The sequence below is a fragment of the Streptomyces cinnamoneus genome (genome assembly GCF_002939475.1).
GTDB classification, from domain to species: Bacteria; Actinomycetota; Actinomycetes; order Streptomycetales; family Streptomycetaceae; genus Streptomyces; species Streptomyces cinnamoneus_A.
On sequence record NZ_PKFQ01000001.1, the window covers coordinates 2,171,382 to 2,184,573 of the forward strand.

General features: G+C 73.0%; 14 protein-coding genes. 11 read left to right on the plus strand and 3 right to left on the minus strand.

The window, feature by feature from the left end; genetic code table 11:
• Positions 1-44: 44 nt before the first annotated feature.
• From CYQ11_RS09140 to CYQ11_RS09160, 5 genes are all read left to right on the plus strand, one after another.
• The gene (locus tag CYQ11_RS09140) at positions 45-707 is read left to right on the plus strand and encodes a TetR family transcriptional regulator (protein WP_099200671.1); all 663 of its coding nucleotides are present in this window, start codon (positions 45-47) and stop codon (positions 705-707) included.
• Between the two features lie 99 nt (positions 708-806).
• Entirely contained in the window at positions 807-2,054 is a 1,248-nt protein-coding gene (locus tag CYQ11_RS09145) for an alpha/beta hydrolase (protein WP_240003515.1), read from the plus strand.
• A 56-nt stretch (positions 2,055-2,110) separates the two neighbouring features.
• On the plus strand, positions 2,111-2,977 hold the full coding sequence (locus tag CYQ11_RS09150) for a DUF4429 domain-containing protein (RefSeq protein WP_099200670.1): 867 nt from the start codon (positions 2,111-2,113) through the stop codon (positions 2,975-2,977).
• Between the two features lie 123 nt (positions 2,978-3,100).
• Positions 3,101-4,390: a sensor histidine kinase gene (locus CYQ11_RS09155; protein ID WP_099200669.1), complete on the plus strand. Its 1,290-nt coding sequence runs from the start codon at positions 3,101-3,103 to the stop codon at positions 4,388-4,390.
• Complete coding sequence (locus CYQ11_RS09160) at positions 4,387-5,061, plus strand: response regulator (protein WP_099200668.1); 675 nt, start codon at positions 4,387-4,389, stop codon at positions 5,059-5,061. The genes CYQ11_RS09155 and CYQ11_RS09160 overlap by 4 nt, the downstream gene beginning before the upstream one ends.
• Positions 5,062-5,068: 7 nt before the next feature.
• Here the strand turns inward: CYQ11_RS09160 and CYQ11_RS09165 are convergent, their stop codons facing one another.
• Complete coding sequence (locus CYQ11_RS09165; protein WP_099200667.1) at positions 5,069-6,097, minus strand: aldo/keto reductase; 1,029 nt, start codon at positions 6,095-6,097, stop codon at positions 5,069-5,071.
• A 7-nt stretch (positions 6,098-6,104) separates the two neighbouring features.
• Positions 6,105-6,560: a MerR family transcriptional regulator gene (locus CYQ11_RS09170; protein WP_099200666.1), complete on the minus strand. Its 456-nt coding sequence runs from the start codon at positions 6,558-6,560 to the stop codon at positions 6,105-6,107.
• 92 nt (positions 6,561-6,652) lie between these two features.
• On the opposite strand from CYQ11_RS09170, the gene CYQ11_RS09175 reads away from it, so the two are divergent.
• Positions 6,653-7,468, plus strand: coding sequence for a serine hydrolase domain-containing protein (locus CYQ11_RS09175; protein ID WP_099200665.1), 816 nt, complete (start codon positions 6,653-6,655; stop codon positions 7,466-7,468).
• Between the two features lie 14 nt (positions 7,469-7,482).
• On the opposite strand, the gene CYQ11_RS09180 is transcribed toward CYQ11_RS09175, so the two are convergent.
• Entirely contained in the window at positions 7,483-8,154 is a 672-nt protein-coding gene (locus CYQ11_RS09180) for a pirin family protein (protein ID WP_099200664.1), read from the minus strand.
• Positions 8,155-8,234: 80 nt separating this feature from the next.
• Here CYQ11_RS09180 and CYQ11_RS09185 point away from each other — a divergent pair, with 80 nt between their 5' ends.
• The 5 genes from CYQ11_RS09185 to fabF all read left to right on the plus strand — a co-directional run bounded on the left by CYQ11_RS09185 (position 8,235) and on the right by fabF (position 13,155).
• Positions 8,235-9,410 (plus strand): PucR family transcriptional regulator, encoded by a 1,176-nt coding sequence (locus tag CYQ11_RS09185; protein WP_099200663.1) that lies wholly within the window; start codon positions 8,235-8,237, stop codon positions 9,408-9,410.
• 98 nt (positions 9,411-9,508) lie between these two features.
• Positions 9,509-10,465 (plus strand): ACP S-malonyltransferase, encoded by a 957-nt coding sequence (locus CYQ11_RS09190; protein ID WP_099200662.1) that lies wholly within the window; start codon positions 9,509-9,511, stop codon positions 10,463-10,465.
• Positions 10,466-10,478: 13 nt separating this feature from the next.
• Positions 10,479-11,483 carry a ketoacyl-ACP synthase III gene (locus CYQ11_RS09195; protein ID WP_099200661.1) on the plus strand — a complete coding sequence of 335 codons (1,005 nt, stop codon included), beginning with the start codon at positions 10,479-10,481 and terminating at the stop codon, positions 11,481-11,483.
• Positions 11,484-11,580: 97 nt separating this feature from the next.
• A complete protein-coding gene (locus tag CYQ11_RS09200; RefSeq protein ID WP_099200660.1) occupies positions 11,581-11,829 on the plus strand; it encodes an acyl carrier protein in 249 nt (82 codons plus the stop codon).
• 63 nt (positions 11,830-11,892) lie between these two features.
• Positions 11,893-13,155, plus strand: coding sequence for a beta-ketoacyl-ACP synthase II (gene fabF, locus CYQ11_RS09205; RefSeq protein ID WP_099200659.1), 1,263 nt, complete (start codon positions 11,893-11,895; stop codon positions 13,153-13,155).
• Positions 13,156-13,192 lie beyond the last annotated feature (37 nt).

Genomic DNA, 13,192 nt, shown 5'->3' on the forward strand with positions numbered 1-13,192 from the left:
CACGGCTATTCTGAGCAGCGGAAACACAGCGAGAAGAGGCGAACATGCACGCGATCGAGAGCGCGCCGGGGCGCACGGCGGCGCCCTCGTCGGGCCTGCGCGAGCGCAAGAAGCAGCGCACCCGGGACGCCCTCGTCAGAGCGGCCCTGGAGCTGTTCTCCCTCAAGGGCTACGAGGGCACCACGGTCGACGAGATCGCCGGCGCGGCGGACGTCTCCCAGCGGACCTTCTTCCGCTACTTCGCGGGCAAGGAGGAGGTCGCCCTCGCCGTCCAGCACATGGTGGAGTCGCACTTCTTCGCCGCCGTGTACGACCGCCCCGCCGAGGAGCCCCCGCTCACCGCGCTGCGGGCCGCGGTCCTCGCCTCCTGGGACACCATCGAGGAGGCCATCCAGGCGGTCGTCCCCCTGGAACTGCACATCCGCACCTACCGGATGATCCAGGAGACCCCCCAGCTGCTCGCCGCCCACCTGCGCCGCCTCGCCGAGCTGGAGGACCAGCTCGCCCAGGAGATCGCCCGCCGGGAGGACCTGCCCGCGGACGACCCCCGGCCGCGGATCCTGGTCGCGGCGTTCAGCGGGGTGATGCGCGAGACCGGCAAGCTGTGGGCCGACGTGGTGGACGGGGACATGGCCGAGCTCCGGCGCACCACCGCGCGGTATTTGGACCAGATCGGACCGGCGCTGGCGGAAAACTGGCGTTCTTGAGCGGTTGGCGGGTGAGTGCGCTCCATCACGGACCACCCAAACGTGAGATAGCTCACCGAACTTACGACGGCGCACCGCTTTCTCCTACTGTGGTGCGCGGTGACTTCATTCCCTGAGCTCGGCTCCCCCTCCTCGATCCCCTGGACGAACGCGACCACGGTCTGGCGCGCGCTGCTCGCGCTGGCGGTGGTGTTCGTCATGCTCGCCACGACCGGCTGGACCGCGGTCAGAGGCCACCGGGTGGACACCGACCTGCGCGCCGCCTCGCTCAAGGCATGGCTGCACGGCTCCATAGGCGGCCGGCCGCTGCCCTCCGCCACGGCGGAGCCCGGCGCGCTGACCCGCTTCTTCGGCTCGCTCTCCGCCGGGCAGCGCGAGCAGCTCGCCGACCGCTACCCCTTCGTCGTCGGCAACCTCTCCGGCGCACCCGTGGACCTCCGCTACCGCGCCAACAAGGTCTCCCTGGGCGTCGCCCGCGCGGTCGAGGAGCGCCGCGCGCGCGACAACGGGCTCACCCCCGCCGGCCGCACCGAGGCGAGCCGCAGGATGCACCGCTTCGAGTCCCTGCTCTCCGGGGGCCGGCAGGTCCTCGCCTTCGACCCCGCCGGCCCCGGTCGGGTCGCCGAGGTCTTCGGAGACCTGGAGCGCGCCGACCGGGTCTCGGTGGTCGTCCCGGGCGTCGACACCAACCTCCTCACGTTCGAGAAGACCCAGCGCGCCTACAGCGCCCCTGTGGGTATGGCTCGTTCCCTCTACGCCGCCGAGGGGAAGACCCGCCCCGGCACCAGAACGGCCGTCATCGCCTGGGCCGACTACACCTCGCCCGCGGGCGTCGGCATGGACGCCGCGACGGGCAAGCTCGCCGCCGAGGGCGCGCTGCGGCTGCGCAAGCTGGTGCGGACGCTGCCGGGGGACTCGCGCGTCTCGCTGTTCTGCCACAGCTACGGCTCGGTGGTGTGCGGCGTCGCCGCCCGCGAGCTCTCCCCCCGCGTCACCGACGTGGCGGTGGCCGGCAGCCCCGGCATGCGCGCCGAACACGCCTCCGACCTGGGCACCGGCGCCCGGATATGGGCGATGCGCGATCAGGACGACTGGATCCAGGGCGTGCCCCACATGGAGGTCGGCGGCCTGGGCCACGGCGCGGACCCCGTCTCCGCCGGCTTCGGCGCCCGCCTGCTGTCCGCCTCGGGGGCCCGCGGCCACGGCGGCTACTTCGAGCCCGGCACCACCAGCCTCGCCAACTTCGCCGGCATCGGAGTCGGAGCACCCACGTCCGTTCGGTGCGCGGGTGACGCGAGTGACTGCACGGAGGGGCTGGGGGCGGATCAGACCGTCCCCGCGGTTTGACGCGCGTAGCACGCGGAGGGGGGACGGCCGGGCGGCCGCCGCATACGATGAGCGGCATGGGTGATGTGCTGGCCGGTTTCCACACCGTCTGGGAGTTCGACACCGACTCCGTGCTCATCCGCTTCGAACGGGGGATCCGCACACCGAGGCTGCTCCAGGTGCTCGGCGAGCGGCGCATCCCCTACGAGGCGCTCGCGGCGGTCGAACAGACCCCCGGGAGGCACGGGACGGTGGTGCTGCGCGCCGTGCCCAGACCCGGCGCGGACCCGCTGATGGACGCGGCCGACGGCCGGCTGAAGGAGGCCTGCGACCCCTACCGGCTGGTGCTCCCCGCCGAGCGCGAGCTGCTCGCCGAGTACTACGCCGAGCAGATACGGGCCCGGCTCGGCCGCCACGCGGACGAGCCCGCCGAGCGGCATCTGGTGGCGGCACCGACGCCGCCGCCGTCCTTCAAGGCCTACGACGGCAAGGCGTCGTTCGACGGCCGGGCCGTCTCCTTCCGCTGGTTCTGGACCGGGGCGACCTCCGCCAAGTGGAAGGCGGGCGACCAGCGATTCGCCGTCGAGGAGCTCGCCGGGGTGCGCTGGCGCTCCCCCGACACCCTCGGCGGGCATCTGCGGCTCATCCGGCGCGGGACCGAGGGCCTGCGCCCGGAGCCGGCCGACCAGGACCCGGCCGCCGTGGTCTTCGGCATGGGCTACGGCCTCGTCCACGAGTCGCTGCCCTTCGCCGCGGCCGTCCTGGAGGCCGTACGGGCCACGGCCCCCGCCCACGACCGCGAGACCGTCCCCGCGGCCGCCGCCCGCCCGGACCCCGGCGGCATCGCCGAGCGCATCCGGCACCTGGGCGAGCTGCACGACGCGGGCCTGCTCACGGACGACGAGTTCAGCGTGAAGAAGGCCGAGCTCCTGGCCGAGTTGTAGGACGTCGCCTCGGGACGGGCCGTCCCCCGAGGGCGGCCTGATACCGGGGTATGACCTCGGCCCCGCCGGCCGGCACCGTGGGGTGACGTCCCCGCCGGACCGGCGATCTACGCTGGTCGGGCCATGCGCCAGAGCCCCTTCCTCCTCCTCCGCGATCTCTTCGTGCCCGCCGGACCGCCGGATCCGTTCCTCGGCCGGTCCCGGCGGCCCTTCGTGCGGCGGCTGCCGTATCTGATCGCCGGCGCGTTCGTCGCCGCCCTGCTGCCCGTCACCGCGACGCTGCTCCCGCACGAGTACGGCGTGAACAGCGACCTCGCCATGGCGCTGGCCCTCGCCCAGACCGCCCCGTTCCTGGTCGCCGTGCGCAGGCCCCTGCTGGCCTGGGCGATCGCGTTCACGGCCTGCGTCGCGGGCGCGCTGACGCTGCCACCGCCGCTGCCGGGCTCCACCGTCGTGCCGTGGCCTCCGACGGCGATCATCGGGATGCTGCTGCTGATGTTCGCCGTCGGCCTGCGCGAACGCCTGCGGACGGTCGCCGCCGTCTGGGTGCTGGTCACCGTGGCCGGCTACCTCCTCGACGCCGGCTACCGGCCCCGCGGCAACGGCAGCTGGCTGATCCCCGTCATCCTCGGCGGCCTGCTGATGCTGGTGGGCAGCGCGCTGCGCAAGAGCAGCAGCGCCCAGCAGGCGCTGGCCGAGCAGGAGACCATCAGCGAGGCCGAGCGCGCCCGCCGCACGCTCCTGGAGGAGCGCACCCGCATCGCCCGCGAGCTGCACGACGTGGTCGCCCACCACATGTCCGTCATCACCGTGCAGGCGGACAGCGCCCCGTACCGCCTCACGGACCTCCCCGACGCCGCGCGCGAGGAGTTCGCCTCGATCGCCGCCACCGCGCGGGAGTCGCTGACCGAGATGCGCCGCCTGCTGGGCGTGCTGCGCAGCGAGGAGGGCGGCGACGGGAAGGAGCGGGCGCCGCAGCCCGGCGTGGCGCGCGTGCCGCAGCTCGTCGAGGCGACGGTACGGGCGGGGCTGCCGGTGGAGCTCTCGATGCCCGGGGAGGGCGTGCCGGCGCCGCCGCAGGCCGTGGACCTGTCGGCCTACCGCATCGTGCAGGAGGCCCTGGCCAACGTGGTCCGGCACGCGCCGGGCGCGGCCACCCGGGTGTCCCTCTCCCCCGACCCGGGCGGCGAGGGGCTGATGGTGCTGGTCGTCAACGGAGCCTCGAACGACCCCGACGCGCCGCCGCTGGAGACCTCCGGCACCGGCCACGGCCTGGTGGGCATGCGCGAGCGGGTCCGGCTGGTGGGCGGCACCCTCGACACCGGCCCCCTGCCGGACGGCGGCTTCCGGGTGGCGGCCCGCCTCCCGTTCCCGCACCCGACCACGACCGAAGAGGAACCCGCCCCCGCATGACCATCAAGGTGATCATCGTCGACGACCAGGCCATGGTGCGTGCCGGCTTCGCCGCGCTGCTGGCCGCACAGTCCGACATCGACGTCGTCGGCGACGCGGCGGACGGCCGGCAGGGGGTGGAGCTGAGCCGCTCCACGCACCCCGACGTGGTGCTGATGGACGTCCGCATGCCGGAGATGGACGGTCTGGAGGCGGCGCGCCGGCTCCTCGACCCCCCGGCCGGCGTGGTGCACCGGCCCAAGGTGCTGATGCTGACGACCTTCGACGTCGACGACTACGTCTACGAGGCCCTGCGCGCGGGCGCCTCCGGCTTCCTCCTCAAGGACGCCCCGCCGGCCGACCTGATCTCCGCGGTGCGAGTGGTGGCGGCCGGCGAGGCGCTGCTGGCCCCCTCGGTCACCCGCCGCCTCATCGCCGACTTCGCCGCCCGGCCGGCGCCGCGGCGCAGCCGTCCGGTGCGGCTGAACGGGCTGACGCCGCGGGAGACGGAGGTCCTGGAGCTGATCGCGCGGGGCCTGTCGAACCAGGAGATCGCCGCGACGCTCGTCCTCGCCGAACAGACGGTCAAGACCCACATCGGGCGCGTGCTGTCCAAGCTGGGACTGCGGGACCGGGCCCAAGCGGTGATCTTCGCCTACGAGTCGGGGCTGGTGTCCCCGGGCGAGGGGTGAACCTCCGCTACTCGCGGTCCGCCGAGGTGTGGGACATGTCGGAGTAGCGGTCGCCGGCGACCTTGCCGGCGATCGGCTCCAGGGCGGCCAGGTCGTCCGCCGTGAGCTCGACGCGCGTCGCCGCCGTGTTCTCCTCCAGGCGCGCCCGCCGCCGCGTGCCCGGGATGGGGACGACGGTCAGGCCGTGCACCCGGGCCTGCTGCTGCACCCAGGCCAGGGCCACCTGTCCCGGGGTGGCGCCGTGCGCCTCGGCGATGCGCCGCACCGGCTCCAGCAGGGCGGCGTTGGCCTCGGCGTTGTCGCCCGTGAAGCGCGGCTGCGTACGGCGCCAGTCGTCGCTCGACAGCTCCTTGTCCGCGCTGACGAAAGCACCCGTCAGGAAGCCGCGGCCGAGCGGCGAGTACGGCACGAGCGCCACGCCCAGCTCCCGGGCGGCGGCCACGACGCTGGTCTCGATGTCGCGGCTGAAGAGGGACCACTCCGACTGCACGGCGGCGATGGGGTGCACGGCCTGCGCGGCACGCAGCTCACTGCCCGTCACCTCGCTCAGGCCCAGGTGCTTGACCTTGCCCTCGCGCACCAGGTCGGCCATGGCGCCGACCGACTCCTCAAGGGGGACCTCGGGGTCGCGGCGGTGCATGTAGTAGAGGTCGATCTCGTCGACGCCCAGCCGCCGCAGGCTGGCCTCGACGGCCTGGCGGATGTACGGGGGGTCGTTGCGGATGGTCCGCTTCGTGGTGTCGGTGGGGTCCTCGGGGTCGGGTGCGATGGCGAACTTCGTGGCGAGCACCACGTGTTCGCGGTGGGCCCGGACGAAGGGCGCGAGGAACTTCTCGTTCTCACCCATGCCGTACATGTCGGCGGTGTCGAAGAGCGTGACGCCCAGTTCCAGGGCGCGCTCCAGCGTCGCGCGGGCCTCCGCCACGTCGGTCGTCGGCCCGTAGGCGAAGCTCATGCCCATGCAGCCGAGGCCCTGCACGCCGACCTCGGGGCCGCCGTCGCCCAGCGTCACGCTCTTGATCTTGTCGTTGCTCATGGGTACGTCATGCCCCTTCGGACGCCCGGCGTTGGGCGTCGGCGTAGATTTCAATCTTGTAGTCGAGGACGTCGAGAGTGCCGCGCAGCTCTTCGATCCGTTTGCGCACCTGCTCGCGGTGGGCGGTCAGCAGCCGTTCGCGTTCGGCGAGCGTGTGCTCGCCCTCGCGGACCAGTTCGGCGTAGCGGACCATGTCGGCCACGGTCATCCCGGTCAGCCGCAGCCGGCCCACCAGGTCCAGCCAGTCCAGGTCGCGGTCGGTGTAGCGGCGCTGTCCGGTGTGGGAGCGGTCGACGTGCGGCATCAGCCCGATCCGCTCGTACCAGCGCAGCGTGTGGGCGGACAGCCCGGCGTAGGCGGCCACTTCACTGATCGTGTAGCGGTCGCGGCCCCCGGGGCGCGCCTCGCGCCGCCGGTCCAGCGTCGCGCAGCTGCGTACCGGTGCGGTCTCCAGCACGGTCATGCCACTTCCCCCCTCGCGAACGTTCCCGCGTCGTGCGGTGACCCCCACGCTAGAGACTTGGAGTGCACTCCAAGCAAGTAGGCTTTCGCGGCATGGAAAGCCTGCGGATGATCGAGAACTGGCCGGTGGAGACCGCGGCGGCGGCAGTCGTGCGCGCCGACGGCACCGTGGCGGGACGTTGCGGGCCGACGGGACACCGCTTCCCGCTGGCGTCCGTGACCAAGCCGCTGGCGGCCTACGCCGCGCTGATCGCCGTCGAGGAGGGCGCGGTCGAGCTGGACGAGCCGGCCGGTCCCGAGGGCGCCACCGTACGGCACCTGCTGGCGCACACGGCCGGACTGGCCTTCGACGAGCACCGGGCGGTGGCCGCGCCGGGCACCCGCCGGCTGTACTCCAACGCCGGGTTCGAGGTGCTGGGCGACCACATCGCCAAGGCGACGGACATCCCCTTCGCCGCGTACCTGCGCGAGGCGGTGCTGGAGCCGCTCGGCATGACGGCCACGGACCTCCCCGGGTCGCCGGCCAAGGACGGCGTCTCGACGGTGGACGACCTGGCGCTCTTCGCCGCCGAACTCCAGGCGCCGCGGCTGCTGTCGCGCGCCACGCTCGCGGAGGCGACCTCGGTGGTCTTCCCCGGGCTGACCGGGGTCCTGCCGGGCTACGGCCACCAGCGCCCGAACGACTGGGGGCTGGGCTTCGAGATCCGGGACGGGAAGTCCCCGCACTGGACGGGGCTTTCGTCCTCGCCGCGGACGTACGGCCACTTCGGGCAGTCCGGCACGTTCCTGTGGGTGGACCCGGACGCGGGGGCGGCGTGCGTGGCGCTCGCGGACCGGGCGTTCGGGCCCTGGGCCGTCGAGGCGTGGCCGCCGCTGACGGACGCGGTGCTCGCCGAGCTCCGCGCCTGACGAACCGCGCGGGCTCAGCCGAAGTGCGGCTCGGCGTGCATCTCCCACGCCAGCAGTTCGGCGGAGCCGATCGCTTCGGCCTCCACGTCCACGGCGTCCGTCAGCCGTGCGGCGTCCCCTTCGCGCAGCACCTCGCCGGCCGTGCGCACGGCGCCGCGCACCACGTGCACGTACAGCCACGGCGCGTCCGGCAGCGCCGTGCGCTCGCCGTCGCGCAGGCGCCGCACGTGCAGCACGGCGTCCGCGCGCTCCAGCGCGTAGGGGGTGCCGTCGGCGATGCCCCGCACCACCTCGTACGAGGGATCGCCGCCGAATTCGGATGGAGTCAGCCACATCTGGACGAAACGCAAGGGAACGGACCCGGCGTTGCGCTCGACGTGACGGACGCCGGAACCCGCGCTGAGCCGCTGGAGGTCGCCCGGGCGTACGGTGACCACATGGCCGGCGGAGTCCTCGTGGGCGAGCTCACCCTCCACGACCCAGGTGACGATCTCCACGTCCCGGTGCGGGTGCTCGGCGAAGCCCGCGCCTCCCGCCAGCCGCTCCTCGTTACAGGCCGCGAGCGGGCCGAAGCGGACGTTGTCGGGGTCGTAGAAGCCGGAGAAGGAGAAGGCGTGCCGGGTCTCGATGCCGGCCTCCGGATCACCGCCCCGGAAGCGCTCCGCGGCCCGCTGCACGTACGTCATCGGCCCACCGTAGCCCGGCGAAGCGCCCCACAGGGGTCCCGGCGGCCCCGCACCCCACCCGAATAAGGCAGGCTTGTCCCGTGCCCGAACCAGCTGCCCGTACCCCGCATCCGCACAGCGCCACCCTGCGCAACCTGGAGAAGTCCTCCGGAACGCTGGCCGCCGCGGCCATCGCCCGGATGGACGCCCAGTTGCCGTGGTACCGGGCGATGCCCCCGGAGAACCGCTCCTGGATCGGCCTGGTGGCCCAGGCCGGCATCGCCGCGTTCACGGAGTGGTTCCGGCACCCGGAGACGCCGCAGGCCATCAGCACGGACGTGTTCGGCACGGCTCCCCGCGAGCTGACCCGGGCGATCACCCTGCGCCAGACCGTGGAGATGGTGCGCACCACCATCGAGGTCATGGAGTCGGCGATCGACGAGGTGGCCGCCCCGGGCGACACCTCGGCGCTGCGCGAGGCGCTGCTGGTGTACGCCCGGGAGATCGCCTTCGCCACCGCCCAGGTCTACGCCCAGGCCGCCGAGGCCCGCGGCGCCTGGGACGCCCGGCTGGAGTCGCTGGTGGTCAACGCGGTGCTGTCGGGCGAGGCCGACGAGGGTGCGCTGTCGCGGGCGGCCGCGCTGGGCTGGAACTCCCCCGAGCACGTGTGCGTCGTGCTGGGCACGGCCCCGAACGGGGACAGCGAGCTGACGGTCGAGGCGATCCGCCGGGCCGCGCGGCACGCCAAGGCGCAGGTCCTGACCGGGGTGCTCGGCGACCGGCTGGTGGTGATCGCGGGCGGCTCGGACAATCCCCTCCAGGCGGCGAAGGCGCTGATCGGCCCGTTCGCCGCGGGCCCGGTGGTGGCCGGCCCGGTGGTGGGCGACCTGCTGGCCGCGACCCGGTCCGCGGCCGCCGCCGCGGCGGGCCTGAAGGCCTGCGCCGCCTGGCCGGACGCGCCCCGGCCCGTGCTCGCCGACGACCTCCTGCCGGAGCGGGCGATGGCCGGCGACCCGGTCGCCCGGGAACAGCTGGTGGAGGAGATCTACAGACCGCTGGAGGAGGCGGGCTCGGCACTCCTGGAGACGCTGAGCGTCTACCTGGAGCAGGCGAGCAGCCTGGAGGGGGCGGCACGCATGTTGTTCGTCCACCCCAACACCGTGCGATACCGGCTTCGACGTGTGACCGACGTCACCGGCTGGTCACCCTCCGATGTCCGGTCGGCCTTCACCCTGCGGATCGCACTGATCCTCGGCCGTCTGGCCGACGCGGAGTGACATCCCTACGCTTTTGTTGAGGGTCAACAATTCCCCTGACGGTTCTTCGTCCCTGTCCCCACGGGTGGGCGATGCCGTCCCCGAGAGAGAGTGTGAGAGTGCTCGTACTCGTCGCCCCCGGCCAGGGCGCTCAGACGCCCGGCTTCCTGACCCCCTGGCTCGACCTCCCCGGTGTCTCGGACCGTCTCACCGAGTGGTCCTCCGCCATCGGTCTGGACCTCGTCCACTACGGCACGAACGCCGGCGACGACGAGATCCGTGACACCGCGGTCGCCCAGCCGCTGCTCGTGGCGTCCGCCCTGGTCTCCGCCCGTCAGCTGTTCGCCGGCCCGGACGACTTCTCCCGCGTCGTGGGCGCGGCCGCCGGCCACAGCGTCGGCGAGCTGGCCGCCGCCGCGCTGACGGGGGTGCTCTCCGAGCGTTCCGTCATGGAGCTGGTCCGCCGGCGCGGGCTGGCCATGGCCGAGGCCGCGGCCGTCACCGAGACCGGCATGGCCGCGCTGCTCGGCGGCGAGCCGGACGTCGTGCTCCCGCACCTGGAGCGCCTCGGCCTGACCCCGGCGAACGTCAACGGGGCGGGCCAGATCGTGGCCGCCGGCACCAAGGAGCAGCTGGAGGCGCTCGCCGCGGAGAAGCCCGAGGGCACCCGCAAGGTCGTGGCGCTGAAGGTGGCGGGCGCGTTCCACACCCACCACATGGCTCCGGCCGTCTCCGCCCTGGAGAGCGCCGTCCGCGAGCTGAGCCCCGCCGACCCGCACACGGCCTACGTCTCCAACAAGGACGGCCGCGTCGTCTCCGACGGCCGGGAGGTCGTCGCCCGGCTGGTGGGCCAGGTGGCCAACCCGGTCCGCTGGGACCAGTGCATGGAGACCTTCAAGGAGCTCGGCGTCACCGCGATCATCGAGGTCGCCCCCGGCGGCACCCTGGTGGGCCTGGCCAAGCGCGCCCTGCCGGGCGTCCGTACCCTCGCGCTCAAGTCCCCGGACAACCTCGAGGCCGCTCGCGAGCTGATCGCCGAGTACGCCTCCGACGCCGCCGGGTCCCCGGCCGAATAAGGAGCCCGAGAGCATGACCGCGACCATCAAGCCCGCCAAGGGCGCTCCGTACGCGCGCATCATGGGCGTGGGCGGCTACCGCCCCACGCGGGTGGTGCCGAACGAGGAGATCCTCAAGCACATCGACTCCTCGGACGAGTGGATCCGCTCCCGGTCGGGCATCGCCACGCGCCACTGGGCCGGCCCGGAGGAGACCGTGGCCGCCATGTCCGTCGAGGCGGCCGGCAAGGCCATCGCGGACGCGGGCATCACTCCCGAGCAGGTCGGTGCCGTGATCGTCTCGACGGTCTCGCACTTCAAGCAGACCCCGGCCATCGCCACCGAGATCGCCCACCGGATCGGCGCGGGCAAGCCCGCCGCCTTCGACATCTCGGCCGGCTGTGCGGGCTTCGGCTACGGCCTGACGCTCGCCAAGGACATGGTGACCGGCGGCTCGGCGGAGTACGCGCTGGTCATCGGCGTGGAACGGCTCTCCGACCTGACCGACCTGAAGGACCGGGCGACGGCCTTCCTGTTCGGCGACGGCGCGGGTGCCGTGGTGGTCGGTCCCTCGAACCAGCCGGCCATCGGCCCGATCGTCTGGGGCTCGGAGGGCGACAAGGCCGAGACCATCAAGCAGACGGTCGCCTGGGACGTCTACCGCGAGGAGACCGACGTCCGTTTCCCGGCCATCACCCAGGAGGGTCAGGCGGTCTTCCGCTGGGCCGTCTTCGAGATGGCGAAGATCGCCCAGCAGGCGCTGGACGAGGCCGGGGTGCACCCTGACGACCTGGACGTCTTCATCCCGCACCAGGCGAACATGCGCATCATCGATTCGATGGTGAAGACCCTCAAACTGCCGGAGAACGTCACCGTCGCCCGCGACGTGGAGACCACGGGCAACACCTCCGCGGCCTCCATCCCGCTGGCCATGGAGCGGCTTCTGGCCACCGGGGCGGCGAAGAGCGGGGACACCGCGCTCCTCATCGGGTTCGGGGCGGGTCTCGTGTACGCCGCCACGGTCGTTACCCTCCCCTAGGCGAGATCCGCCGGCACCCGGTGCCGGTCGCGGACCTCGCCGCACCGCAGTTCCCTTAATCAGCAGCACATCGCACATGCATAGAAGGAGCGCCACCATGGCTCACACCCAGGAGCAGATCGTCGAGGGTCTCGCCGAGATCGTCAACGAGATCGCCGGCATCCCGACCGAGGACGTCAAGCTGGACAAGTCCTTCACCGACGACCTGGACGTCGACTCGCTGTCCATGGTCGAGGTCGTCGTGGCCGCCGAGGAGCGCTTCGACGTGAAGATCCCCGACGAGGACGTCAAGAACCTGAAGACCGTCGGCGACGCCGCGGACTACATCCTCAAGCACCAGGCCTGATCCAGCGCTCGTCGCCACCCGGTGGTGGCGGTTCCAGCACCTCTACACGTGGAGACAATTCCTGTGAACTCGACCAATCGCACCGTGGTCGTCACCGGTATCGGCGCAACCACACCGCTGGGTGGCGACAGCGCATCGACCTGGGAAGGGCTGCTCGCCGGACGCTCCGGGGTGAAGCCCCTGGAGAGCGAGCGCTTCGCCGACCTGCCGGTCCGCATCGCCGCCTCCGCGGCCGTCGACCCCGAGGACGTCCTGCCCCGCCCGCTGGTCCGCAAGCTGGACCGGTCGGCGCAGTTCGCCCTGATCGCGGCCCGTGAGGCGTGGGCCGACGCGGGCTTCACCGGCAAGGCCGGTGACGACTCCGCGATCGCCCCCGAGCGCCTGGGCGCGGTCATCGCCTCCGGCATCGGCGGCGTGACGACCCTGCTCGACCAGTACGACGTGCTCAAGGAGAAGGGCGCCCGCCGCGTCTCCCCGCACACCGTGCCGATGCTGATGCCCAACAGCCCGTCCGCCAACGTCGGCCTGGAGGTGAACGCCCGGGCGGGCGTGCACACCCCGGTCAGCGCCTGCGCGTCCGGCGCCGAGGCCATCGGCTACGCCTACGAGATGATCCGTTCCGGTCGCGCCGACATCGTGGTCGCGGGCGGCACCGAGGCGGCCATCCACCCCCTGCCGGTCGCGGCGTTCGCCAGCATGATGGCGATGTCGAAGAACAACGACGACCCCACCAGGGCCTCCCGCCCGTACGACAAGGGCCGCGACGGCTTCGTCCTCGGCGAGGGCGCCGGTGTCGTCGTCCTGGAGTCGGCCGAGCACGCGGCCGCGCGCGGCGCCCGCGTCTACTGCGAGGTGCTGGGCCAGGGCCTGTCCGCGGACAGCCACCACATCGCCCAGCCCGAGCCCACCGGCCGCGGCATCGCCGCCGCGCTGCAGAACCTGCTCGACAGCACCGACCTGAAGCCGGCGGAGGTCGTGCACCTGAACGCGCACGCCACCTCCACGCCGCAGGGCGACGCCGCCGAGATCAAGGCCCTGCGCAAGGTCCTCGGCGACGACCTCGACCACGTCGCGGTCTCGGCGACCAAGTCGATGACCGGCCACCTGCTCGGCGGTGCGGGCGGCATCGAGACGGTCATGAGCGTGCTCGCGCTGTACCACCGCACCGCCCCTCCGACGATCAACGTCGACGAGCTGGACGAGGACATCGACGCGGACATCGTGCGCGACGAGCCCCGTCAGCTCCCGGAGGGCTCCATCGCGGCGATCAACAACTCGTTCGGCTTCGGCGGCCACAACGTGGTGCTCGCCCTGCGGACGGTCTGATCCCACCTCGTACCACGGGCGAAGGGCCCGCCCCGGC